The sequence below is a fragment of the Stenotrophomonas riyadhensis genome (assembly GCF_040256885.1).
Lineage (GTDB): Bacteria > Pseudomonadota > Gammaproteobacteria > Xanthomonadales > Xanthomonadaceae > Stenotrophomonas > Stenotrophomonas riyadhensis.
On sequence record NZ_CP155568.1, the window covers coordinates 1563144 to 1583912 of the forward strand.

Annotated in this window: 27 protein-coding genes, 4 tRNA genes and 1 riboswitch; of the genes, 15 read left to right on the plus strand and 16 right to left on the minus strand. The window is 65.0% G+C overall.

Translation table 11 applies throughout. The annotated features are described in order from the left end of the window. Positions 1–7: 7 nt before the first annotated feature. The 4 genes from SriyCCGPB3_RS07305 to SriyCCGPB3_RS07320 all read right to left on the minus strand — a co-directional run bounded on the left by SriyCCGPB3_RS07305 (position 8) and on the right by SriyCCGPB3_RS07320 (position 3718). Positions 8–451 (minus strand): hypothetical protein, encoded by a 444-nt coding sequence (locus SriyCCGPB3_RS07305; protein ID WP_350260027.1) that lies wholly within the window; start codon positions 449–451, stop codon positions 8–10. Continuing rightward, positions 452–2707, minus strand: coding sequence for a T6SS immunity protein Tdi1 domain-containing protein (locus tag SriyCCGPB3_RS07310; protein WP_350260028.1), 2256 nt, complete (start codon positions 2705–2707; stop codon positions 452–454). Positions 2708–2880: 173 nt separating this feature from the next. Beyond that, positions 2881–3324, minus strand: a complete 444-nt coding sequence (locus SriyCCGPB3_RS07315; protein ID WP_180859799.1) for a hypothetical protein — start codon at positions 3322–3324, stop codon at positions 2881–2883. Further along, positions 3317–3718: a hypothetical protein gene (locus tag SriyCCGPB3_RS07320; RefSeq protein ID WP_153855180.1), complete on the minus strand. Its 402-nt coding sequence runs from the start codon at positions 3716–3718 to the stop codon at positions 3317–3319. Before SriyCCGPB3_RS07320 ends, SriyCCGPB3_RS07315 begins: the two co-directional genes overlap by 8 nt. 130 nt (positions 3719–3848) lie before the next feature. On the opposite strand from SriyCCGPB3_RS07320, the gene SriyCCGPB3_RS07325 reads away from it, so the two are divergent. The 3 genes from SriyCCGPB3_RS07325 to SriyCCGPB3_RS07335 all read left to right on the plus strand — a co-directional run bounded on the left by SriyCCGPB3_RS07325 (position 3849) and on the right by SriyCCGPB3_RS07335 (position 4282). Further along, a tRNA-Gly gene (locus SriyCCGPB3_RS07325) sits at positions 3849–3924 on the plus strand. A gap of 142 nt (positions 3925–4066) precedes the next feature. Beyond that, positions 4067–4142 (plus strand) — tRNA-Gly (locus SriyCCGPB3_RS07330). A gap of 66 nt (positions 4143–4208) precedes the next feature. Beyond that, positions 4209–4282 (plus strand) — tRNA-Cys (locus SriyCCGPB3_RS07335). A gap of 72 nt (positions 4283–4354) precedes the next feature. On the opposite strand, the gene SriyCCGPB3_RS07340 is transcribed toward SriyCCGPB3_RS07335, so the two are convergent. Then, on the minus strand, positions 4355–4759 hold the full coding sequence (locus SriyCCGPB3_RS07340; protein WP_014036635.1) for an NUDIX hydrolase: 405 nt from the start codon (positions 4757–4759) through the stop codon (positions 4355–4357). Positions 4760–4866: 107 nt separating this feature from the next. Here SriyCCGPB3_RS07340 and SriyCCGPB3_RS07345 point away from each other — a divergent pair, with 107 nt between their 5' ends. Next, complete coding sequence (locus SriyCCGPB3_RS07345; protein WP_180847499.1) at positions 4867–5388, plus strand: GNAT family N-acetyltransferase; 522 nt, start codon at positions 4867–4869, stop codon at positions 5386–5388. Positions 5389–5398: 10 nt separating this feature from the next. On the opposite strand, the gene SriyCCGPB3_RS07350 is transcribed toward SriyCCGPB3_RS07345, so the two are convergent. After that, entirely contained in the window at positions 5399–6040 is a 642-nt protein-coding gene (locus SriyCCGPB3_RS07350; protein WP_350260029.1) for a flavin reductase family protein, read from the minus strand. Between the two features lie 105 nt (positions 6041–6145). Between SriyCCGPB3_RS07350 and SriyCCGPB3_RS07355 the strand changes: the two genes are divergently transcribed. Continuing rightward, positions 6146–6850 (plus strand): ArsR/SmtB family transcription factor, encoded by a 705-nt coding sequence (locus tag SriyCCGPB3_RS07355; RefSeq protein WP_350260030.1) that lies wholly within the window; start codon positions 6146–6148, stop codon positions 6848–6850. Positions 6851–6973: 123 nt separating this feature from the next. Further along, complete coding sequence (locus SriyCCGPB3_RS07360) at positions 6974–7243, plus strand: hypothetical protein (protein ID WP_110711811.1); 270 nt, start codon at positions 6974–6976, stop codon at positions 7241–7243. A 15-nt stretch (positions 7244–7258) separates the two neighbouring features. Here the strand turns inward: SriyCCGPB3_RS07360 and SriyCCGPB3_RS07365 are convergent, their stop codons facing one another. Further along, a complete protein-coding gene (locus SriyCCGPB3_RS07365) occupies positions 7259–8023 on the minus strand; it encodes a thioesterase family protein (RefSeq protein ID WP_197610510.1) in 765 nt (254 codons plus the stop codon). A 57-nt stretch (positions 8024–8080) separates the two neighbouring features. Further along, positions 8081–8701 carry an FMN-dependent NADH-azoreductase gene (locus SriyCCGPB3_RS07370; RefSeq protein ID WP_350260031.1) on the minus strand — a complete coding sequence of 207 codons (621 nt, stop codon included), beginning with the start codon at positions 8699–8701 and terminating at the stop codon, positions 8081–8083. A gap of 106 nt (positions 8702–8807) precedes the next feature. On the opposite strand from SriyCCGPB3_RS07370, the gene SriyCCGPB3_RS07375 reads away from it, so the two are divergent. After that, positions 8808–9740, plus strand: a complete 933-nt coding sequence (locus tag SriyCCGPB3_RS07375; protein ID WP_164162403.1) for a LysR family transcriptional regulator — start codon at positions 8808–8810, stop codon at positions 9738–9740. Between the two features lie 32 nt (positions 9741–9772). Here the strand turns inward: SriyCCGPB3_RS07375 and SriyCCGPB3_RS07380 are convergent, their stop codons facing one another. Together SriyCCGPB3_RS07380 and SriyCCGPB3_RS07385 are read right to left on the minus strand one after the other, a co-directional pair. Continuing rightward, positions 9773–9973, minus strand: coding sequence for a hypothetical protein (locus SriyCCGPB3_RS07380; protein WP_110711815.1), 201 nt, complete (start codon positions 9971–9973; stop codon positions 9773–9775). A gap of 90 nt (positions 9974–10063) precedes the next feature. Beyond that, positions 10064–11140: an alpha/beta hydrolase gene (locus tag SriyCCGPB3_RS07385; RefSeq protein ID WP_164162402.1), complete on the minus strand. Its 1077-nt coding sequence runs from the start codon at positions 11138–11140 to the stop codon at positions 10064–10066. 261 nt (positions 11141–11401) lie between these two features. Between SriyCCGPB3_RS07385 and SriyCCGPB3_RS07390 the strand changes: the two genes are divergently transcribed. Then, entirely contained in the window at positions 11402–11914 is a 513-nt protein-coding gene (locus SriyCCGPB3_RS07390; protein WP_153855174.1) for an AAA family ATPase, read from the plus strand. Between the two features lie 96 nt (positions 11915–12010). Beyond that, positions 12011–12844: an AraC family transcriptional regulator gene (locus SriyCCGPB3_RS07395; RefSeq protein ID WP_110711818.1), complete on the plus strand. Its 834-nt coding sequence runs from the start codon at positions 12011–12013 to the stop codon at positions 12842–12844. Positions 12845–12859: 15 nt separating this feature from the next. Here SriyCCGPB3_RS07395 and crcB read toward each other — a convergent pair whose 3' ends face one another. Both crcB and SriyCCGPB3_RS07405 read right to left on the minus strand, forming a co-directional pair. Continuing rightward, positions 12860–13252, minus strand: coding sequence for a fluoride efflux transporter CrcB (gene crcB / locus SriyCCGPB3_RS07400; protein ID WP_005412844.1), 393 nt, complete (start codon positions 13250–13252; stop codon positions 12860–12862). Between the two features lie 82 nt (positions 13253–13334). Continuing rightward, a riboswitch (Fluoride riboswitch) is annotated at positions 13335–13398 on the minus strand. Between the two features lie 22 nt (positions 13399–13420). Further along, complete coding sequence (locus tag SriyCCGPB3_RS07405) at positions 13421–13822, minus strand: helix-turn-helix domain-containing protein (protein WP_110711819.1); 402 nt, start codon at positions 13820–13822, stop codon at positions 13421–13423. Between the two features lie 111 nt (positions 13823–13933). Between SriyCCGPB3_RS07405 and SriyCCGPB3_RS07410 the strand changes: the two genes are divergently transcribed. Together SriyCCGPB3_RS07410 and SriyCCGPB3_RS07415 are read left to right on the plus strand one after the other, a co-directional pair. Further along, complete coding sequence (locus SriyCCGPB3_RS07410) at positions 13934–14143, plus strand: hypothetical protein (protein ID WP_110711820.1); 210 nt, start codon at positions 13934–13936, stop codon at positions 14141–14143. A gap of 353 nt (positions 14144–14496) precedes the next feature. Then, entirely contained in the window at positions 14497–14733 is a 237-nt protein-coding gene (locus tag SriyCCGPB3_RS07415; protein WP_088025582.1) for a hypothetical protein, read from the plus strand. Between the two features lies 1 nt (position 14734). Here SriyCCGPB3_RS07415 and SriyCCGPB3_RS07420 read toward each other — a convergent pair whose 3' ends face one another. Continuing rightward, positions 14735–15784, minus strand: coding sequence for a 4Fe-4S dicluster domain-containing protein (locus tag SriyCCGPB3_RS07420; protein WP_350260032.1), 1050 nt, complete (start codon positions 15782–15784; stop codon positions 14735–14737). Continuing rightward, complete coding sequence (locus SriyCCGPB3_RS07425) at positions 15781–16068, minus strand: hypothetical protein (protein ID WP_110711822.1); 288 nt, start codon at positions 16066–16068, stop codon at positions 15781–15783. Before SriyCCGPB3_RS07425 ends, SriyCCGPB3_RS07420 begins: the two co-directional genes overlap by 4 nt. Positions 16069–16247: 179 nt before the next feature. Between SriyCCGPB3_RS07425 and SriyCCGPB3_RS07430 the strand changes: the two genes are divergently transcribed. The 3 genes from SriyCCGPB3_RS07430 (at position 16248) to SriyCCGPB3_RS07440 (ending at position 18413) form a co-directional block, all read left to right on the plus strand. After that, the gene (locus tag SriyCCGPB3_RS07430) at positions 16248–16688 is read left to right on the plus strand and encodes a group III truncated hemoglobin (protein ID WP_350260033.1); all 441 of its coding nucleotides are present in this window, start codon (positions 16248–16250) and stop codon (positions 16686–16688) included. A 44-nt stretch (positions 16689–16732) separates the two neighbouring features. Next, entirely contained in the window at positions 16733–18142 is a 1410-nt protein-coding gene (gene hemN, locus SriyCCGPB3_RS07435) for an oxygen-independent coproporphyrinogen III oxidase (protein WP_110714290.1), read from the plus strand. Between the two features lie 100 nt (positions 18143–18242). Beyond that, complete coding sequence (locus SriyCCGPB3_RS07440) at positions 18243–18413, plus strand: hypothetical protein (RefSeq protein WP_153855172.1); 171 nt, start codon at positions 18243–18245, stop codon at positions 18411–18413. Here SriyCCGPB3_RS07440 and SriyCCGPB3_RS07445 read toward each other — a convergent pair. After that, the gene (locus tag SriyCCGPB3_RS07445) at positions 18402–19577 is read right to left on the minus strand and encodes an ankyrin repeat domain-containing protein (RefSeq protein ID WP_350260034.1); all 1176 of its coding nucleotides are present in this window, start codon (positions 19575–19577) and stop codon (positions 18402–18404) included. The genes SriyCCGPB3_RS07440 and SriyCCGPB3_RS07445 overlap by 12 nt on opposite strands. Before the next feature lie 474 nt (positions 19578–20051). After that, positions 20052–20138 (minus strand) — tRNA-Leu (locus SriyCCGPB3_RS07450). Between the two features lie 131 nt (positions 20139–20269). Here SriyCCGPB3_RS07450 and SriyCCGPB3_RS07455 point away from each other — a divergent pair. Then, the gene (locus tag SriyCCGPB3_RS07455) at positions 20270–20704 is read left to right on the plus strand and encodes a BLUF domain-containing protein (RefSeq protein ID WP_110711825.1); all 435 of its coding nucleotides are present in this window, start codon (positions 20270–20272) and stop codon (positions 20702–20704) included. Positions 20705–20769: the final 65 nt, after the last annotated feature.

The following is a 20769-nucleotide window of genomic DNA, read 5'->3' on the forward strand; positions in this document are numbered from 1 at the left end:
GCGGGCCTCAGTTCCCGAGCCAACGTCGTAGGCGAGGCCAGAGTGAGGCCGGCACAACCACGAGCAGTGCCAGCAGCAGGATGGCGCTCATGTCGAGCAGCCAGTTCGAATGGACGTCGCGCACGGGGGATTGATGCATGGCAGCCAAGCCCCATAGGACGTTCCACCCCAGCCATGGAATGAGGCTGATCAGGATCCGCAGCCACAGGCGGCGGAACCGCCATGGCTGCACAGCCAGGCCCAGCGCTGTCATTTCCACGAGGACGATCAGCGCGAACGTGATCACCGAGCCGATGGGATAGGGCAGTGTCCCGGACTCGGTGTGACGCAGTTGCCAGTAGTCTGGCTTGAAGCCGGCATGGATGAGCGCGCAGACGAGCAGCAGCCACACAACCAGTGCGAACTGCCAGAAGCCTCTTGATGCTGCAGGGGGCTGGGAAGAGGATTTCATCTACTGGGTCAGGTAACCCTGCCGCCTCCAGAAGTTCATCGCGAACGCATCATCTCGCGCGAAGTACGGGGCTTCTCCGCTCAGCAGGTCAGCATTCGCACTGCGCATTTCCCTCGCGCCACGCTTGTAGATACGCAGTGCGCCTGCCAGTTCAGCCCCTCCAACGGGATCCAGTTGAGCCGGAGAGTCCTCCAGATCCTGGTCGGCCTTGTAGCGGATTCGGACGCGCTCACTGCCATCCATGCAGGTTTCAACGTCGAAGTAATAGCTCTCGATCACGCTCGTGCCGTCAGGCTGATTCAGTTCGCGAGACAGGCGAAGTGTAGGTTCCACTGGATCTGGTCCCTGCTCCTGTTGGCGAAATGCCGCATGACAGTGACCGATCCAGAATCCGCACCGGTCATCATCGTCATAGTTGTCGTAGGGCTGGCAGATCTCCAGCGCAAGAAGATCCTTGATCTCGCTCGCTGGAATGATCTCCGCGGTCCAATGGCGGCTGGACGCCCCTTCCTGCAGAAATTGCCAGGCTTTTAGGACGAGTGAAACGTGGGCGGGCGGGATCTCATGCGCTTCCACTCGCGCCCATTCGCTCTGGTCGCTATTGACATCACTGCAGATGTAATTCCAGAGACCCCAGCCAGTCTCGGGCCTTCGTCCCTTGAGGCGATCAATTATTCCGACAGATGTCTCAACCCGCTCCATGACGAAGCGTGCGGCGATATTCCTTGATGGGTCTTCCATCTGCATGATGTAAGAGGGGGCGCCAGCATCCTCGATGTCCGCTCGTACTTGAAGTGAGAGGCCGTCACGATGGAAATCATAGCCGCAGATATTCATCGGAAGCATGTCTTCGGCGCAGATCCGCAGGAAGTTGTCTGGACTGATAGTGCCGTCGCCAAACAGATTCACTGTGCATAGCAGCGGGTCCGGCGCTGACAGGCCCTCCGCACGGATGACGCTCTTTCCGGCAGTGAGCCTTTCCAGCATGGCTCCCGCGTCCAATGACCAGAAGCTGTCCGGATCCTCGGATTCGCGTGACAGACAGTCGGGTTCGATGATCTGCTCAATTCCGTCGTCAGTGATGGCTTCGTCGTCCATCCGACGCACGCAGTGAACCGAGCCATCGAATTGCATGGAGTAGTCGGTTTGAATGAGAACCGCTGCCTCGGTGTTCCCAACGACGTGCAGTTTCCCATGGTTGTAGTCGCCCCAGAACAGCTCGCGGACCCGTAGGTTGCCGCCTACGCGGATTTCCTGTCCGCCGACGATGGCATTGGTTGTCGTCAGGTCGCCCGAGACAAGCAGTCCGCATGCGCCGTCGGTTTCAAGGCTGTGAACATGGCGTGTGATCTCTGCATTGCCGCGAACCAGAATGAAACGGATGTACGCACCAAGATCCTCTTCCCGCCACGGGGCCAGCGGGTCGTCGAGATCCAGTGTGTCCAGCTTGAGATCGCCATCAACTAGGAGAACCAACTCATCGGGATCACCCCAGACGTAGTGCTCTGGTGCGTATGTTGAGTCCTGCGGTACCTCAGCCTTTATGTCGGCGTATCGGACGACCTGAAAGGGGCATTCCGGAGAAAGGTGAGCAACGATTTCCTCGGGTGTCGGTACGGGCGGTTGTCGCATGACGGCGACGAGTTCGCCATGCGACGCTTCACGGAAGAGCTGGAACTCGACAAGCTGGGCCAGTATCGAGAAGTGCACGGGTGCCTCAACCACCTGCAGTGAGTCCAGTTGCGCGACGCCTCCCAATCCGAGTGCAGGGAAGAATCCGTAGCAATGTCCTACACCCAAGGGGCCTTGCGCCAGCACTGCTGCATCGAACATTGGATGGCCGTCTTTGTCGACCAAGTCCAACCTCTCTTCAGGGAGCCGGAAGACGGAAGTTGCATCTCCGCCGATATCACCTGGCGAGAATCTGTCCTCCGTCAATCGCCTGCAGAGGACTGAGCCGCTCAAGAGATCGATCTGGCCCGGACCGTACTGCGTATGCACGAAGTAGATGGTGCCGAACGCAGAGTAAGCGTAGGCGAGTGTGTCCTCTGGAGCGAGATCCGGATCGTGCCGTAACGCCAGCTCCATCACCATTGCGAGATCCTGCGGATGGCATAGCTGGATGCGGCCGCCTCTGAAGACTGATCGCCCGCGACGGATCAGCAGGTCGCGAATCGCAGCTGGTATTACGTTTTCGAGTGCGTCAACTTCTACGTTGCTGAGGGGGGCAGAATTCAAAAGGCTCGATTGCTGCATGGACGGTCCTGACTCGACAGGAGGTCACTGCTGGGCATGGTCAATCGGAACGCTGCCAGTGCTGGAGACCTCGGGTCAGATACTGTCTGTCATAGATCTACCTTGAGGCTATGCAACTAGTCTGAAAAGAGGCTCGCGGGCGTGGCCTCGCATTCGCGATTCAGCATCTTCGACTACCGGCAGTCGGAGTTGCTGGAAGAAGCTCGCCTGAGCGCCCGCCATGCGCTCACCGCCGACACCACGCACAGCGCCAGCAGCAGTCCCACGTCCAGCAGCAGCAACCACAGCAGATGCATGCCGTGCACCGGCGGCTGGTGCATCGCCGACAGCATCCACGGTACCGACCACACCACCAGCAACGCGAACGCGATCAGCAGGCGCAGCCACAGGCGCTTCAGTTTCCAGGGCTGCACGATCAGTGCGGCCACCACCAGCTCGACGGCTCCCAGCAGCGCGAACACGATGACGCTGCTGGTCGGGTAGGGCAGCTCGGCGCCTTCCAGGTGGTGCAGCAGCCAGTAGTCCGGGGTGAAGCCGGCATTGACCAGTGCGGCGATCAGCGCCAGCCAGGTCAGTGCGACCAGCAGCCAGAACAGGCGAACGTAGCGCTTAGGCATGAGTGGAGTCCGTCGTGGTGAGCGCGCAGTGGAGCGACCGATAGCGCAGGCTTGCCACGATTGCAGCCAGCGCCAGCAGGCCGGGCCCCACGGTGAAGTACACCAGGCGCAGCGGATGGTTGTGCATCAGCGTCCAGGTCGCGAACGCCAACGGGATCGCCAGCACCAGCAACTTGGCGAACAGTGGCCGCAGTACCGCGATCAACGGCTGGGCGCCAATGAACATCCAGAACAGATGGAACTGGGCGATGCCCAGGCCGATGTCGCGATGGGAGGTGAAGCCGAAATAGTCGCGATACGCGTTCATTCCCCGCGGAATCAGTGCCCAGTACAGCAGCGCCACCAGCAGATGCAGCAGCAGGGCGATCAACAGGGGCGTGCCGCGAAGGAGCATGGGCGCACGGGGCCGGGCGGGGCAGCGTACCCCAGTGCGGACGCCCGTGACCGCATGATGTGAAGACTGTTGACGGCGTGAAGGAATTTGGACACAATAGCGCTCCTTCGACGCAGGTCGAACGGAATCTGCGGGAATAGCTCAGTTGGTAGAGCGCAACCTTGCCAAGGTTGAGGTCGCGAGTTCGAGTCTCGTTTCCCGCTCCAGATTCTACAGGGCCCCGGTAGGGGCCTTGTTTTTCTCCCGCCACGGCAAGGCGGGGCACGTTGGGCCACAAGGCTTTACGCGCAGTCAGAAAGGTGAAATCGCTGGTGTGTGTTCCGGATTTCCGGTACCATGGCGGCTTACGCGGGAATAGCTCAGTTGGTAGAGCGCAACCTTGCCAAGGTTGAGGTCGCGAGTTCGAGTCTCGTTTCCCGCTCCATGTTCCGACAGGCCCCATCATGGGGTTTTGTCTTGTCAGGGCCCTGTTCCTGGCGCGCAGTACGTTGGCCTCATGGCAGAGTGGCTATGCACCGGATTGCAAATCCGTTTACAGCGGTTCGATTCCGCTTGAGGCCTCCAATTGAAAAGCCCTGACTCCGGTCAGGGCTTTTTGTTTGTCTGGATACCGGCACGTGCCCGGATCGATACTCGCTACAGCCGGGCCAGCGCCTGCACCGTGGCCTGCGTCAGCGGCTGGGGCAGTGAATCCACGGCAAACCAGCCTAGCCCGGTCTGCACACCCGGCTCCTGGATGGAGGCCTCGGTGCAGGTAGTTGCCCGTGCCTCGTAGATCGGCGCAACCCAGTGCTGCGCAAGCGCCGGCTCGAAATGATCGGCCACGCATAGCAGGCGCAGCAGCTGCACTTCCAAGGCGGTCTCCTCGCGGACTTCGCGGACCACGGCAGCCTCTACCGTTTCCATCCAGTCGACTTTGCCGCCGGGCAGGCCCCAATGCCCGCGCTCCGGATCGCGTCCGCGCTGGATCAGCAGGATGCGGCCGTCGGCATCACGGACGACGGCGCCGCATCCAACGCGGGGAATCTGCAGTTCAGTCATGGCGGTGAATGAAGAAGGGACGATTTTCATTCTTGCATGCACGCCGCATCAGGCGAACCCGCGCTAGGCTGGGCACCTGTGCATCAGCAACCTCACAGGTGTGTCGCATGCTTCTCCGGCAACTCAGCGCTGACGACGCCGATATTCTCTGGCAAGCACGGTTGCAGGCCCTTCGCGAGTCGCCCGCGGCGTTCCTGTCCACGCTGGCCGAGGCGCAGGATGACTCGGCGGACGTGATGCGCGCCCAGCTTGCCGATCCTGGTACCCGCTACTTCGGCACGTTCGTTGACGGCATGCTGGCGGGCTTCCTGCGCTATGTGCGCCCGGTGCGGTTGGCGCGGCGGCATACGGCGGAGGTCCACAGCGTCCATGTTGGCGCAGCCCATCGTGGACACGGCATCGCCCGTCAACTGTTCCTTGCGGCATTCGCGGCGGCACGCGCGGATGGCATCGAGTCGCTCACGCTCACGGTGCTGGCAGACAACGCTGCCGCGCGTGGACTGTACGAATCGTTGGGATTCACCGAATCCGGCGTCGAGCCGCGCGCGGTGAAGCGCGACGGCCGCTATGTGGACATGGTGTCGTACTGGATTTCAGTGACCAGCCACCCACCATCGCCGGCACCTTGAGTCACCGCCTCTATGCCGGGTCGTGTGCCGGCGTCTGCGCGCGGAAGTTGCGCCCGACCGGTTCACCCACGCCCAGATAGTGGCGGAACAGATAGATCAACGGTTTCCAGCGCGCGACATCGATGTGCTGGCTGCGTGCGTGGGTGATCGCCTCATGCGCATGCACGCAGCGGATGCGGCCTTCGACGATCACGAAGTGCTGGCCATCGTCATCACTGGGTGCGTGCATCGCCATCACCGTGACTTCCACCTGCAGCGGGCATTCGGCAATCGTAGCGGGTGCCACCTGTGCTGACGGTACTGCGGTAAGGCCGCCCAGCGCGAACTTGTCGCGCACATGCACGTAGCCCATCGCCTGCTTGGCATCGGGAACCGGATCGCGGCCGGTCGCACGCGCGATGGCCTCGACCTGGGCCGCCTGCGCAGAGGAGGGAAAGTTCAGCACGCACTCGTTGCGCAGCTGCAGGTTGCGATAGCCCTGGCCCTGCGTGCCGAGCCCCAGTACCACCCGGTTGCCCAGCGCCCAGAACGAAGAGAGCGGGCTGATGTTGCTGCTGCCGTCGGGATTGAGCGTGGTCATCAGCAGTACCGGCGTGCCCGGGTACAGGACCGAAGGCGTGATGCGCCGACGCTGGATCGAAGGGTTCGTCACTGGGGTTCTCGGAAGAGCGGGGCGGTGACTGTGCGCCGAGGCGGCCCGACAATGCTTCGGTCTGCATCGAACTGTCGGCCGGCGCCTGCATGCCACAATGCCGGCATGGTCCACACCTCCGGTTCCCTTGTCAGTGTCGGTGCCCTGGTTGGCGACCAGGCACGTGCCACGATGTTGCTGCAGCTGATGGACGGCCGTGCGTATACCGCGATGGAGCTGGCGCGGGTGGCCGGGGTGACGCCGCAGACGGCGAGCACGCACCTGCGGCGCTTGATCGAGGGCGATCTGCTGGTGGTCATCCCGCAGGGCCGTCACCGCTACCATCGATTGGCCTCGACCGAGGTCGCGGACATGCTGGAGGGCATCCTGCGTGTGGCCGAGCGCACGCCGTCATGCACCGCTGCCGCGTCACGCAACCTGCCGGCGTTGCGCGAGGCGCGCTCGTGCTACCGCCACCTGGCCGGCGTGCATGCGGTGGCCATCACCGATCACCTGTTGCAGTCCGGGTACGTGTTGCCGCGCGACGGCTATTGGCAGGTGAGCGTGGAGGGCGCGGCGTTCCTGCGGGAGCTCGGCCAGCCACTGGCCGAGGTGCTGCAGCAGCCGGTGACGGCCAGGCCCGCGCGCTATTGCCGGGGATGCCTGGACTGCACCGAGCGGCGCCCGCATCTGGCCGGGCTGGTCGGCGAGGCGATGCTGGACAGCTTCGTGAACAACGATTGGCTGCGGCGCGTAGAAGGCCGCCGCGAACTGCGGCTGACCCCGCCAGGGCGCGAAGCGTTGTGGAAGCGGTTCGGCCTGGCGACCTGAGCGCCCGGCCAGTCTCATTCACCCGCGACATGCGGAGGCGCTATGGTCAGGTTCCAAGTCTTAGGGAGCTGCAATGGCGAGCAAGGACATGATGGACCGCAGTACGCAGCCGGAATGCCACCGATGAGCAAATCCGCTGCGGAAGTACGCTGGTTGACGTTCCGGCTGATGAACGGCCAATCGATCGGGCCGGACCGGTTGAAGGATGGTTGGGTGGTCGCCTCGGAGACCCGCCACTGTGGCGTGCGGCGCGAGGCCATCGAAGGCGCCGGCGTGGTCTACGCGCTGTATGCACCGGCCAACCTGGCCTCACCGCGTCGCGCGGAAATGCGCATGCGCGAATTCCTGATGAGTTCCGGCTACACCTTCACCATGGGCACGCTGGGCGGCTGACGCCGCCCGTTGCGATTACGGGCGCACCGTCAGCGCCTGGCCGAGTGTTCCGATCGGGCCGCGCGCATCATGCAGCACGGTGCTGGTCAGGCCGATGCCCTGGCGGCCGAACGACACCGACGTATCGAAACCCAGCCACTCGCCTTCGGGCATGCCGAACAGGTGAGCGGTGAGGTCCAGGTTCGGGAAGGCCACTTCCTTCGGATCGGCGCGTACTGCCATGCCGTTGGACAGGTCGAACAGCGTGGCGGCACGGGCCAAGGGGCTGACCGGTTCGCCGTCCAGCAGCGACTGCGTTGCGCGCGCCCAGTAGGTTGCACGGCCGGGTCCCTGATCGTGGCGACGGATCTCGATGCTCTGGATGAAGCCACCGGGCCAGACCGTGCCCGGGTCCCATGCCGGCATCGATTCCGGCGGCGCAATGCCGGTGATCGGCGTACCGGCGATGGTCTCGGTGTCGTTCGGGCGCATCAACCAGGCACGCACGCGCAGCGCCGGACGATCGCCATGGCGCAGCGTGGCTTCCACCAGTTCGATGGTGCGGCCACCGCGCAGCACCTGAACATCAGCCTCCATCGCTTCGATCGGGATGGTGCCGAGGATGTCGTAGGACAGGCGCGCGATCAGGAAGCCGTGGCCACGCGCAGCGGCGTCGCGTTCCAGGTGGTGCGCCAGAAGCCCGATCGCCGGTGCGATGTGCTGCTCGCGGATGTTCCAGGCGCCGCCGGTATGTTCGGTCGGCAGGTAGCGGGTGTCGCTCAGTCGTTCGAAGAAGGCCATCGGATGCGTTGCTTCAGCGGGGAAAGAGGCGGCAGGGCGGTTGCCGGCCTCTGCATCCTAAGCGTTCGGCAATGGCATGCGCTGCGCCAAAGCGGTCAATTGTGCATGCGCGCGGGCCATGCCCTGCTCGATGCCATGTGGGCGGATGTCCATGCCTTCGGCGTAGACGAAATCAACCTCGGTGATGCCGATCAGGCCCAGCACCGATTGCAGGTAGGGCGTCACCGTGTCGGTGCCCTGGCCGACATGCACGCCGCCGCGCGGGCTGAACACCACCGCTTCCACGCCCTGGACCAGGCCCTGCGGCCAGGTGTCGGTGTAGCGGAAGGTCACGCGCGCGCGCGCCACCAGGTCGAACCAGTTCTTCAGCGGCGTCGGCACGTTGAGGTTGTACATCGGCGCGGCGATCAGCAGCAGGTCGCTGTCCATCAGCTCGCCGATCAGCGCATCGGACAGCGCGATGGCCTGTCGTGCGCGCGGCCCCGGGTTCTCTGCACCGCGCAGGGCGTGGAAGATCTCCTCATCCAGCACCGGCAGGTCCAGTGCGGTGAGGTCGCGCACGGTGACGTCGTCATCGAAGCCCTGCGCGGCACGCTCGGCGAGGAAACGATTGATCAGGCCGGCGCTGCGCGAGGCGGTGCCGTTGAGGCTGGAGTGGAGGACAAGCACCTTGCTCATGGCGGGAAGTCGATCTGCGTGGAAGGGGAGGGCGCCCACTCTAGACTTTAAAAACTTCGCCAGTGGCGCTATTTTTTCCTTCCATTGGTTCCTGGTTGGATACATTGTGGCCTTGTCCGATCTGAACGGTATCGACGTGTTCGTGGCCACGGTGCAGGCCGGCAACTTCGCGCAGGCGGCCGACGCGCTGCAGGTCACCCGCTCGGCGGTGGCCAAGAGCATTGCGCGGCTGGAGGCGCGGCTCGGCACCCCGTTGTTCCTGCGCACCACACGCAGCCAGCAGTTGACCGAGGCCGGGGCGCTCTACTACCAGCATTGCCTGCGCGCGCTGGAGGAAATCCGTGCAGGCGAGGCCGCGCTCGAGGGCGGGCGCACCCAGGTTGCCGGTCGTCTGCGCGTGTCCCTGCCGGTACTGTTCGGCCACCTGTGCATCGCACCGATCCTGCTTGAGCTGGCGCGGCAGCATCCGGCGCTGGCGCTGGATCTGCAGTTCAGCGATCGCGCCGTGGACCTGCGCGAGGAGGGCATCGACCTTGCGATCCGCATTGGCGCATTGCCGGACAGCAGCGATCTGGTGGCGCGACCGCTGGGCGAACACCGCATGGCGATCTGCGCCTCGCCGGCGTTCATGGCCGGGCGCGAGCTGCCGTACACCGTCGACGCATTGCGTGGGCTGGAGGCGGTGGCTTACAGCCGGCGCGGCCAGGTGATGGAATGGAAGATGCGGGTGGAGGGCGAGCCGCAGGTGTTGAAGCCGGATGCACGCGTGCAGATGGACGATCTACAGGGCGTGGCTGATGCGGCCGTGGCAGGGCTGGGCGTGGCCTGGCTGCCGTACTGGCTGGTGCGCGATGCCCTGCAGCAGGGGCGGTTGCTGGAAGTTTTTCCGGCCGCCTCCAGTGCGATCTATCCGATCCATGCGGTGTGGCCGCGGGTGCCGCACCTGCCGTTGAAGACGCGGGTAGCGGTGGACGCATTGCTGCAGCAGTTGCCGGCACGCCTGCTGGAGGTGGAAGCCGGACGCACCGATGGGCGCTGAGCCGGCTCCCGCAGGAGCCGGCCGGATGCCGGTCAGGGAGACGGGCAATCCATTTCACGGCACAGGCGGTACTCGGCGTCGCATTGTTCGGAGGTCTTGCCCAACGGTCCATGTGTCGCGCGCAGGCACTGCTCGTATTTCAGCGTGCAGAAGTCGCAGGAATCTGCGGCGAAGGCCAGGCCAGTCACGGCCATGCCAAGGAGCATCACGGTCTTCAAGGTCGTCTTGATCATCACGTCAGTCCTTTGTCTGCCCTTCAATGGGCGGGGCTACCATAGCAGTCCTTCCATCGCGGCCTTGACGCACCGCGACACGCGTTGTGCTCACCGCCGTGCAGCCTTCAACGCCTCGACCACGTCGGCTTCAGAGAAACCGCAATGCCCTTCGCCCGCCGCAGGCAGCACCTTCGGCAACGGCCGTGCGCCGGCATGTGCCGCCAGCTGCGGATACACCGCCTGCATATGCGGCACGATGGTGGGGTCGTTGTTGTTGAACTGGATCACCAGCGGTCGCTTCAACGCGCCGCTCAGTGCCAGCTTCGCGCGGACATCGGCCTGCGCCGCAGGCATGGCGTCGAGACGCTGCACGCCGGCATTGAACGCCGTGTCGTCACCGAAGCCACGGTAGACCACGCCCCTGTTGCCCACCGGCATGCCGCCGCTACGTGTCGCCAGTTCGTGCAGGACCAGTGCGTGCAGGCTGATCGTGCCGGCAAGTGCATCCGGAGCGACCTGTAGTTGCTTGGCAAGCACGTCGGCATGCTGGGGGTTCTGCTGCAGCGCGCCGGCGATGCCTTGATAGAGCGCTCCCTGCGGCAACGCGGCAGCTTCATGCGACGCCAGTCCACTGGCCGGCAGGCCTTCCGCGTTGGGGAAGAAGTAATCGAAGGCGACCAGCGTGGTCAGCAGATCCGCGGCGATCTGTTCGCCACTGAGGTTGGCACCGCACAGCGAGACGCCACCGGCGTAGTGCTGTGGGTAGCGCTCGAGGCTGGCGAGTGTCACCGCACCGCCCATCGAGAATCCGAGCAGCCAGGTGTGGCGCACACGCTTGAGTTCGCCCAGCGCGTGCTGGCGCAGACGCTCCATGTCGGTGATCGCATCGGCCACGGCCCAGCCCTGGCTGGCATAGGCGCTCTGCGCGACGGCGTAGCCTGCGGCCAGCAGCGTTGCAGTGCTGTCATTGGCGGTCATCGGCGTAGTGCGCGGCACGCCCACCGGCTCGTAGCCGTGCGCCAGCATCACCAGGTCGCCGTTCCAGTCAGCCGGCACGTCCAGGCGCCAGGGTGCCCCCTGCAGTTCACCGCTGAGCATGCGCGGTGCAGGCGGTGACGCAGCCAGCAGCGATGCCGAAAGCAGCAGCAGGCCGAGGGCGAGGGCGCAACGAAGCAAGGGGCGCATGGTGGTCATTCCATCCGGGAATGGCGCCGAGCATAGATGCCTGCGAATTGTTGCGCGCGCTGCACTGCCGCAGGGGATTGCCGGTCGGCCGTGCTGCGTTCTACGCTGATGGCATGGCCCTTCACACCATCGCGTCGATTATCCGCATTCCCCACGGGAAGGCGGGATAGCGCGCGGTCGTCACGGCCATGCAACCCGCCCGGGAAGGCGGGTTGCATGCGGCGCTCTCCCGGGTACTGGAATCCACCGAGGAGAACGCAGATGCACCCGCTTTCATCGAACGGCGACGCCCCGACCCTGCACCTGGTATGCGGCAAGATCGGCGCCGGAAAATCCACCCTGTCGCACCAGCTGGCGGCGCAGCCACGTCACGTGCTGATCAGCGAGGACGCTTGGCTGGCCGCGCTGTATCCCGACCAGATCCATTCCATCGCCGATTACCTGCAGCGCGCGGCCGCGTTGCGCGGCGCGCTGACGCAGCATGTATGCGCGATCCTGCAGGCCGGCGTTCCGGTCGTGCTCGACGTTCCGTTCAACACGCCCGCCGCCCGCGCCTGGGGCCGCGAACTGTTCGAGTCGGCCGGCGTTGCCCATCAACTGCATTTTCTCGATGTTCCCGATGCCATCTGCAAGGCGCGTCTGCGCGCCCGCAATGCGTGCGGCGAGCACCCGTTCCAGGCCAGCGATGAAGCCTTCGAGCAGATCACCCGTCACTTCGTGGCACCTGTGCCGGAGGAGGGCTTCGTGGTGATCCGTCATATGCAGGACGGGTGAGGGCTCGGGAAGGGCCGTGCTCAGTTGTTCACCGTGGCGGCGATTCCGATACGATTTGACGTATTGAACCCAACCCGCTTGATCTGGAGTCCCGCCGTGGTCGACCGTCTTGCCATCCTGCTCGAACGCTTCGCGGTCACCGCCTCGGTGTTCCATGCCGGCGCGCTGTGCGGCATCAACACCCTGCAGGGGGAGGATGAGGCCGGCCAGCTGCATCTGGTGCGGCGCGGCCCGCTGCAGGTCAGCCACGGCCAGCAGACTGTGCAGGTCGAGGTGCCCAGCCTGCTGCTGTACCCGCGGCCGATGCCGCACCGCTTCAGTACCGACCCGCAGCACGGCGCCGACATGGCCTGCGCAAACCTGCATTTCGAAGGTGGCCCGCTCAATCCGATCAGCGCGGCACTGCCGGATTTCATCTGCCTGCCGCTGGCGGATCTGTATGGCGGCCACGCGGCGCTGGAACTGCTGTTCGAAGAGGCTTTCGAGCAGCGTTGTGGCCGTGCGGCGATGGTCAACCGGCTGTTCGAGGTGGTGATGATCCAGGTGCTGCGTCAGCTGATGGAAGGGGGCGAGATGCGCGGCGGCCTGTTCGCCGGGCTCGGTCATCCGCGGCTGCGTCTGGCGCTGGTGGCGATGCACGAAGCGCCGGCTCAGGCGTGGACGCTGGAAGACCTGGCCGATGTCGCCGGCATGTCGCGCAGCGTGTTCGCGGCCAGCTTCCGTGAGGCGATGGGTACCACCCCGGGCCAGTACCTGCAGGGCTGGCGGGTGGGCTTGGCGCAGCAGGCGCTGCGGCAGGGGCGCCCCTTGAAGCGGATCGCCGACGATGTCGGCTATGGCAGCGAAGCGGCGCTGTCGCGCGCGTTCAAGGCGCACACCGGGCAGTCGCCGCGGGAGTGGCGCGGACAGGCACGCGCGGGTGCGGCCTGAGCCTCAGCCTCAGCCTCAGCCCAGCACCAGCCGGGCCAGCTTCATGCCACCGAACAGACCGGCCAGGCCCAGCGCCACCGAGCCACCGGCATACAGTGCCGCCAACCCATGCTGGCCACGCTGCAGCAGCAGACCGATCTCCAGCGCGTAGGTGGAAAACGTGGTGTAGCCGCCGAGGATGCCGGTGGCCAGCAACAGGCGCAGCTGCGGCGAGGCGCCATTGCGCATGGCGAAGACCTCGACCACCACGCCCATCAGCAGCGCACCGCTGATGTTGATCAGGAAGGTCGACCAGGGCCAGGGACTGCCGACCGCCACCCGCGCGCCGATCAGGTTGCAGGCGTGGCGCAGGCAGGCGCCGATGCCGCCGCCGACGAAGACCAGGAAATAGTTGTTCAATGCTTGCATGGCGTGCCTCGAATGCGGGTTCGCAGGGTCAGTGGCGAACGCCGAGGGCAGGCACGACCTGCCGTCGACGAACACCGGGTTCGTCCTGGCAGGAGCCATCAGCCTTCTCAGGCGGTTATCGGGGGAGCCCCATCCCCATCGCGGTCCATGCTACCAGCGGCGGTGCATTCACGTCATCGAGGTCGTCAGAACGCGAGCCACCTTGCTGCGGCTGAAGCCATCCATCAGCAGTTCGAACGCGAGCAGATCCAGCGCCGCATGGCGGCGGTGGTCGATCTCCAGCCCGTTCTCGGCCACCAGATGGCTGACCAGCTCATAGGCGTCCTGCCAGACATCCAGATGGGCCTGGCTGGGGATGTAGGCATTGCCCCGTTCGCCTACGCCCAGCCCGCTCATCCCGTACAGCAGCTCGCGCGCGTCCAGCTTGGCCGCATCGGCGATGCGGAACAGCTGTTCGGCCTTCACATGGGAGGGGCTGACGTGGTCGTTCAACCAGTTGCTGATGGTTGCCGTGGTGGAGTGCGCGGCGCGGGCCAGATCGGCCGGGCGAGGGTGCCCGGCTTTCTTCATGGCGGCGGCGAGTCGTTGGCCGAGAGTATTCATCTATGCAAGCCAGCTTAACGCGTGGATTGCGAAGAAGCCTTGTCGCAAGAATCAGTCTGGTTAACAGAAGGACCGACCGTGACCGAATTCTGGAGCAAGCGGCAGGTGCGTACCCGGCTGGGATTCCAGACCGATGCCGAACTGGCGCGCTTCTTTGGCATAAGCCGATCTGCCGTGTCGCAATGGCCCAAGGAGTTCCCGATTCCTGCCCTGAGGCAGTACATCCTGCATCAGCGTTATCCGAACCTGTTCCCCGCGACTGAAGCGAAGGGCAGCGAATCCATCTGAACTGCGCCGTCTTTTGTCGCATACAGCACACTTAGCACTATTTGCTAAGTACACTTAGCAAAATAGGTAGATTCGATGGATCGGGGAGATCCGATCAATCTCTTCAACCGGAAGTGGGAGCCTGGGATCCGAGGGGCATGTCGGGTTCGACCCATCCGGGACGGCCGGCGCCCCGTATGTAGTTTCGTGAACGATTAATAATTTCGATCACGAAAGTCGCTGCATGTAATTGACCTGTCGTGAAATCTATGACTAATTGGCATCAACCGGGCGTGAAGCCCGGGAGTCTTTCAGTAGCACGCAAGTGAGTCGGTAGACCGTCAACGATGCAGAACAAGTCCAACGGAGGTCGTATGGAATACGGCATGCATGGCTTGGCTGAACGGGTACGCCGCGAACTGGAAGCCAGCTATCACAAACACGGATGCGGTCCGGCGTTCTGGGATACCTACCAGCAGGTGCTGGACCGCCTGGTCCCGCAGGGGACCGAGCGTACCGAAGTCACCAACGAAATGGCGCTGATCATCGAGCAGCTGGGCATCGTCCGACGTGCGCAGCTGGTTCCGCCGCACGCCAGCGGGCCGCGTTGATTCAGAGCAGGCGCCAGGCGCCGCAGGCAAGCAGCGCCAGCAACATCGACAGCAGGGCCAGGGTTCGCGGTCGCCACCAGCGCCGCGCTTGTCCGGCCATCGCCTGCGGACTGCAGTAGCGCACCAGCCCCGGACCGAAACCGGCCCGGTGCTGTTGCCCTGCGCAGGCTTCCAGGCAGGCGCCGCAGGCCAGGCAATCGGCCTGCGGCCCCTGGCGGATGTCCAGTTGCATCGGACAGGCGCTGACACAGGCGGCGCAGTCCGTGCAGTCACCGAGACGATCGGCACTGAAGGTCGGCATCGGTCCGGCCAGCAGCGGATGCGCGGCCCGGAACACGTAATCCTGCGCGGTGGTCGGGTCGAGCAGGCCACGCCCCCGTCCCAGCACGCCGCCGAGGCCGGAGGGACGCGGCCCTCGCGGCTCGCCGCGGCGAGCGTCGTACAGCATGCGTGGCGTATGCGGATCGGTCAGCAGCGGCTGCATGCGTGCGAACGGGCACAACGAACGGCAGACCTGCTCGCGCAGGAAACCGGCATTGCCCCAGGTGGCGGCCGCATAGAACAGCACCCAGAAGGTTTCCCAGCCACTCCAGCCGGCCCGCGGCGCAGCGGCCACCAGTTCGGCGATCGGGCTGAACAGACCGACGAAGGTGACGCCGGTCCACAGTGACAACAGTCCCCAGGCCAGCTGCGTCGCCAGGCGCGCCAGCGAGGCGGGAAGCAGGCGGGACACGGCGCGGGCGATCCCGTCGAAGGCGCGGCGCCACAGGGTCTGCGGGCAGGCATGGCCGCACCAGATGCGCCCGGCAAGATGGGTGAGCAGCGCAAGGCCCACCGCAAGCACCGCCAGCAGTCCGATCAGCACACCGACGTCGCCGGGCCACAGGGTCCAGCCGAACAGGTCGAAGCGCCGGGCATTGATGTCCAGCAGCAACGCCTGGCGTCCGTCCCAGCGCAGCCACGGCAGCGCGTAGAACAGGGCCAGCAAGGCGGCATTCAGCGCCCCGCGCCAGCGCCAGGGGCGTGGTGGGGTTGTGCAGGGTGTGCTCATCCCAGCGGCAGCTCGTCGTCGTCGTCGCTCGGCATCGGTCGTTGCAGGTACCAGGTGACCGCGCTGGACAGCGCCGTCACCGTCCAGAACATGAAGAAGCCTGCGGTATAGCCCAGCTCGCGGCTGATGGCCGTGCCCGGGAAGCTGATCGCCTGAAGGCGCAACGGGTCGACGAAGGCGAAGAACACCACGCTGGCCACGCCGGCGGCGATGAAGCTGGGCCAGAGGATGGCGCCCCAATGCTGGATCAGCCGCTGGCGGCGACTGGGGGAGGGTCTGTTCATGCTGTCCCGGATCGAAAAGTGGGCGGCGCGTATACTCCGCCAAGGCTGGCGCAGCTTCCGCAGGGCATGCTTCCTGCAAGCGTGCCAGCCTAGGTGCAGCGGACTGCGCCGACATTGATCTGGATCAACGGCGGTGCCGCCTGCGTGCTGCACACTGCCGGCACGCTTTGGGTACCCTGATGAACGCAACACCGCCGCTTGTTCTTCCCGTTGCCTCGCCCGAGTTGTGCACCGAGCAGGAAGTGACCCGCCTGGTCCACGACTTCTATGCGCGTGTGCGCGAGGAAGAGCGGCTGGGGCCGGTGTTCGAGGCGCACGTGCATGACTGGCCGGAACACCTGGCACAGCTGGTCGACTTCTGGTCGGCGATGCTGCGCGGTACCCGCCGCTTCAAGGGTTCGCCAATGTCCAAGCACATGGCGATCGAGCTGGACAAGGACCTGTTCGACCGCTGGCTGGTGCTGTTCCGGATCACCACCGCCGAATGCAGCAACCCGCCGATGCAGGAACTGGCCAACGATGTGGCCGCGCGCATCGGTGACACCTTCTGGAAGCGCTATCAGATGCTGCGCTGGCCACAGGTCGGCCTGCCGGTGCTGGGCATCCCTGCCAAGGATTGATCTGGGTCAAGGCGGCGCAGGCTGTCCGGCGCGATGCTGGCGGCATGGACACGTTCTCTCCCGCCGCTGGCGGCCTGGCCTGGACCTTCGACCCCGACCTGCTGCGCCGGCACGACCGGCCGGGCCCTCGTTACACCTCGTATCCGACCGCGCCGCATTTCCATGATGGTTTCGACGCGCCGGCGCTGCGCCAGGCGATCGCCGACAGCAACCAGCTGGCGCGTGCGCTGTCGCTGTACGTGCACGTGCCGTTCTGTTCCAGTCCCTGCTTCTACTGTGGCTGCAACCGGGTGATCAGCCGCGATCGCGGCCGCGGCCACAGCTACGTCGCGCGGGTGCTGGCCGAGGCTGATCTGCTGGCACCGCAGTTCGAGGACGGCCGCGAGGTCATCCAGCTGCATCTGGGCGGCGGCACGCCGAACTTCCTTGATGCCGAGGCGATGACCACGCTGGTGGAGGGGCTGCGCCGGCGCTTCGATTTCAGCGATTCGGCGCAGCGCGATTTCTCGATCGAGCTCGATCCGCGCTTCATCGATACCCGCGACGTCGCCATGCTGGCGCGGCTGGGCTTCAACCGGGCCAGCCTGGGCGTGCAGGATTTCGATCCGCAGGTGCAGGAATCGATCAACCGCGTGCAGGGCGTGCAACAGACGCTGGACATCCTGCGCGCTTGCCGCGACAGCGGCATGCGATCGGTCAATGTCGACCTGATCTATGGGTTGCCGGGGCAGAGCCTGGAAGGCTTCGGTCGCACCCTCGAGCTGGTGCTCGCGCTGCGCCCGGACCGCCTGGCGGTCTATGGCTACGCGCACCTGCCGCATCTGTTCCGCGCACAGAAGCAGATCGACGAACGCCGCTTGCCGTCGCCGGAGGATAAGCTGGCGTTGCTGGGCCTGGCGGTGGAGAAGCTCTCCGCGGCGGGCTACCAGTACATCGGCATGGATCACTTTGCGTTGCCGGAAGAGGATCTGTCGCGAGCGCAGCGTGCCGGCCAGTTGCATCGCAACTTCATGGGCTACACCACCCACGCCGATACCGATCTGCTCGGCCTGGGCGTGAGTGCGATCAGCCACATCGGTGCCACCTACAGCCAGAATCCGCGCGATCTGCCGTCGTGGGAGGACGCGGTGGACCAGGGCCAGCTGCCGGTGTGGCGTGGGGTGGCGCTGAGCGCCGACGACCAGTTGCGTGCGGAACTGATCCAGCAGCTGATGTGCCAGGGCGAGGTGGATGGCACTGCGCTGGGCCAGCGTCATGGCGTCGATTTCGAGCAGTACTTCGCCGAAGACCTGCGTTCGGTTCAGCGGCTGCAGGAAGATGGCCTGGCCGAATACCGCGACGGTGTAGTGCGTGCCAGCGAGCCGGGGCGGCCGCTGCTGCGGTTGCTGGCGATGTGCTTCGATCCGTACCTGCGTGCGGCGCATGAGCAGCCGCGCTATTCGCGTGCGATCTGAGGTTCCGTCGCGCAGTGTGACCCACCCCCAAAAAACCGGGCCAGCGTAAAGCAGAGACTTCTCTCCGCATTGACCCCCGTGGATCACGAGGAATCAGGCGATGAAGAAGTCCCGTTTTACCGAGGAGCAGATTGCCTACGCGCTCAAGCAGGTCGAGCTGGGGATGTCTGCCGGGACGCCGCTGCTGTCGCGGGTAATGACGGTGAAGGTGCCCAGGTTGACGAAGCTTGTGCAAGCGCCGCGCCGAGGCGTCGCTTGGTCAGCCCGGTAGGACTGCCACGCCGTCAGGTGGATCCTCACGACGCAACGACAGCACGCGCCAGCTGGCCATGCGCTTACGTTCTAGCAGGTTCGCCAGGGCGCTGGCATCGGGCCTGCCTTTGCGGGTGTACTTGACCGGGGCCAGCACCAGCAGGTTGACGCGCTCGTCCGGCGGGATCGAATCGCGCTCGTCCTCCGGGTTCCAGGGCCTATCCACGGCCAGCAGTGCATCGACCCCCTCCGGCCACGGCAGGTCAGTGAACTCGGGATCGCTGCGTTCAATCAGGTGCCCCTCGCTGATCGGCCCGTGTGCGAACACTTGTGCCACCATGCGCGACATCAGCAGTTGCGGGAAACGCCACACGCTATCGTCGCCCAGCCCTGTGCGTGGCAGTGGCCAGTTGCGCTGCAGAGGGAGGAAGAGCTCGATCATCGGTGTACCGGCTTCATGTAGTCCGGTGCTGAACAGCAGCTTGAAGTCGGATCTGCCGTCAATCAGGCCCAGGTGCAGTGATGCCCTCGGGTCACGCGACGCCGGCGAGAATTCTGGTCGGAGCACCGGCCCGATCGTGTTGTGCACGAAGACGATGATCGATTCACCGGCTCCCTGCACGTAGGGACCCTGGTAGTCGCGCACGCTTCTGCCCCCGTGTCGCTCCAACGTCGCAGCGACCTCGGGATGGCCCCAGATGCGCGCAGCATCCAACGCCGACTGATTCAACTGCCGGTGCAGGCGGTTGACGTCGGCACCGGCCTGCAGCAGCAGCTCTACGATATCCCCATGCCCTTCGAGGGCAGCGGCGTACAGCGGGTGACAGCGCATCAGCGCGGTGCCATCCGGATCGGCACCCGCCTGCAGCAGCAGCTTGCACACAGCGGCGTGACCGCCAGACACCGCTTCCATCAACGGCGTCCGGTGATCATCTCCGCCGAAGTTCATGTCCGCCGGAAGCCCCCAGGCCAGCAGCCATTGGCACACCGCCTCCTGGCCGCTTGCCGCCGCCAGGTGCAACACGCTGTCGTCCCCTGCATAGCCAAAGTGGGCCAGCCACAGTAAAGCTGGCTGCGCGTCCGCGATGGAGCGCACCACGTCCAGTTCACCCGCCTCTATGGCGTCGTACAGGCGATCCAGTTCACTCTCGTGCTCGATACCCAATGGGTGTTGATCAATCATGCTTCTTCCATGAACCCAGCGTTGGTCGGCAAGCCTATCTCGCTGTCTGCCGTTCTTGAAGCGGACAGGCTACGCGGGGAATAGCCTGCAGTCACCCCGGGTGCGCGTGGACAGCGCCGTGCCGACGCCCCAGATCGTAGCTGGGCTGGATCTCGGCCAGGCAAGGGGCGAGATCTGCCAGGCCTGGCTGGCCGAAGTCGACCACGGGGAGCTGTACGAAACTGCCACGGCGCGAGTCAGGGAAGCGCTGGAACCGCGTAAGCCGCCGGCAGAGCCCAAGCCCCGCCCGAAGGACGCGCGCAAGGCATGGGTGAGTGCAGGGCTGCAGCAGATGCGGCGAGGTGTTTGAGGCATCCGCGACATTGCGTCGCAGACGCCATCTGTTGCTCGCTTGGCATCATGCGTTGGAGCAGATTGCGGAGCGTCGAGAAAATTGCGGAGCGGGAACGCGATCGATGATCGTCGTAAAAGCCTTGGTGCCCGGAGCCGGAATCGAACCGGCATGGGGTTGCCCCCGGCGGATTTTAAGTCCGATGCGTCTACCAGTTTCGCCATCCGGGCCTGCAGCGCGGCGCCGATTGTAGCCCACCCGCCGCACGGTGGCTGGATTGCATTGGCGGGGTGACGTGCTTAACTGTCGTTCCTATTCATGTCATAGTCCCAGCCATCGTTCCCAGGGGGGGAGCCATCTGATGTCGCTGCACGCGATTGCCTATGCCAGTGAGGCCCGCGCCGATCTGCAGACAACCGATCTCGACCGCCTGCTGGCCGATGCCACGGCATTCAACCGTGTAGCCGGCGTCACCGGTGTGCTGATGTTCGATGGATCGCGCTTCCTGCAGTATCTGGAAGGTCCGGAAGATGGCATCGATTCGGTGTTTCCGCGCATCCTCAACGCGCGCAGCCATGGGCAACTGAAGGTGTTGTGCCGCGCGCCGGTCGCGCAGCGCGCGTTCCCGCGCTGGTCCATGGGCACGCGACGGATCGAGGCGGACCTGCTGGCGCAGATCATCGATGCCGCCTGGCCGGGCTTCCTGCTGGGCAGCGGTGGATTCGAGCGTCTGCGGCAGGCCTGGACCGGCGCCGACGGTGAACTGGAACCGGCCGCGGTCGCACTGGGCTCCTGACCTGCCTTGGCGGCAGGGCGCCGTGGCCGTTAGGCTGTAGCCTTTCTGGTGTGGGTTTCCCGGAG

Excerpts from the sequence above, each read along its gene's own strand:
- SriyCCGPB3_RS07340 (WP_014036635.1), bottom strand. The coding sequence starts at position 4,759 with ATGACTGAACTGCAGATTCCCCGCGTTGGATGCGGCGCCGTCGTCCGT.
- SriyCCGPB3_RS07315 (WP_180859799.1), bottom strand. The coding sequence starts at position 3,324 with ATGCCTAAGCGCTACGTTCGCCTGTTCTGGCTGCTGGTCGCACTGACC.
- crcB (WP_005412844.1), bottom strand. The coding sequence starts at position 13,252 with ATGCAAGCATTGAACAACTATTTCCTGGTCTTCGTCGGCGGCGGCATC.
- SriyCCGPB3_RS07320 (WP_153855180.1), bottom strand. The coding sequence starts at position 3,718 with ATGCTCCTTCGCGGCACGCCCCTGTTGATCGCCCTGCTGCTGCATCTG.
- SriyCCGPB3_RS07370 (WP_350260031.1), bottom strand. The coding sequence starts at position 8,701 with ATGAGCAAGGTGCTTGTCCTCCACTCCAGCCTCAACGGCACCGCCTCG.
- SriyCCGPB3_RS07385 (WP_164162402.1), bottom strand. The coding sequence starts at position 11,140 with ATGCGCCCCTTGCTTCGTTGCGCCCTCGCCCTCGGCCTGCTGCTGCTT.
- SriyCCGPB3_RS07455 (WP_110711825.1), top strand. The coding sequence starts at position 20,270 with ATGTCGCTGCACGCGATTGCCTATGCCAGTGAGGCCCGCGCCGATCTG.
- SriyCCGPB3_RS07360 (WP_110711811.1), top strand. The coding sequence starts at position 6,974 with ATGAGCAAATCCGCTGCGGAAGTACGCTGGTTGACGTTCCGGCTGATG.
- SriyCCGPB3_RS07355 (WP_350260030.1), top strand. The coding sequence starts at position 6,146 with ATGGTCCACACCTCCGGTTCCCTTGTCAGTGTCGGTGCCCTGGTTGGC.
- SriyCCGPB3_RS07415 (WP_088025582.1), top strand. The coding sequence starts at position 14,497 with ATGGAATACGGCATGCATGGCTTGGCTGAACGGGTACGCCGCGAACTG.
- SriyCCGPB3_RS07310 (WP_350260028.1), bottom strand. The coding sequence starts at position 2,707 with ATGCAGCAATCGAGCCTTTTGAATTCTGCCCCCCTCAGCAACGTAGAA.
- SriyCCGPB3_RS07420 (WP_350260032.1), bottom strand. The coding sequence starts at position 15,784 with ATGAGCACACCCTGCACAACCCCACCACGCCCCTGGCGCTGGCGCGGG.
- SriyCCGPB3_RS07445 (WP_350260034.1), bottom strand. The coding sequence starts at position 19,577 with ATGATTGATCAACACCCATTGGGTATCGAGCACGAGAGTGAACTGGAT.
- hemN (WP_110714290.1), top strand. The coding sequence starts at position 16,733 with ATGGACACGTTCTCTCCCGCCGCTGGCGGCCTGGCCTGGACCTTCGAC.
- SriyCCGPB3_RS07365 (WP_197610510.1), bottom strand. The coding sequence starts at position 8,023 with ATGGCCTTCTTCGAACGACTGAGCGACACCCGCTACCTGCCGACCGAA.
- SriyCCGPB3_RS07440 (WP_153855172.1), top strand. The coding sequence starts at position 18,243 with ATGAAGAAGTCCCGTTTTACCGAGGAGCAGATTGCCTACGCGCTCAAG.
- SriyCCGPB3_RS07345 (WP_180847499.1), top strand. The coding sequence starts at position 4,867 with ATGCTTCTCCGGCAACTCAGCGCTGACGACGCCGATATTCTCTGGCAA.
- SriyCCGPB3_RS07425 (WP_110711822.1), bottom strand. The coding sequence starts at position 16,068 with ATGAACAGACCCTCCCCCAGTCGCCGCCAGCGGCTGATCCAGCATTGG.
- SriyCCGPB3_RS07430 (WP_350260033.1), top strand. The coding sequence starts at position 16,248 with ATGAACGCAACACCGCCGCTTGTTCTTCCCGTTGCCTCGCCCGAGTTG.
- SriyCCGPB3_RS07380 (WP_110711815.1), bottom strand. The coding sequence starts at position 9,973 with ATGATCAAGACGACCTTGAAGACCGTGATGCTCCTTGGCATGGCCGTG.
- SriyCCGPB3_RS07405 (WP_110711819.1), bottom strand. The coding sequence starts at position 13,822 with ATGAAGAAAGCCGGGCACCCTCGCCCGGCCGATCTGGCCCGCGCCGCG.
- SriyCCGPB3_RS07390 (WP_153855174.1), top strand. The coding sequence starts at position 11,402 with ATGCACCCGCTTTCATCGAACGGCGACGCCCCGACCCTGCACCTGGTA.
- SriyCCGPB3_RS07305 (WP_350260027.1), bottom strand. The coding sequence starts at position 451 with ATGAAATCCTCTTCCCAGCCCCCTGCAGCATCAAGAGGCTTCTGGCAG.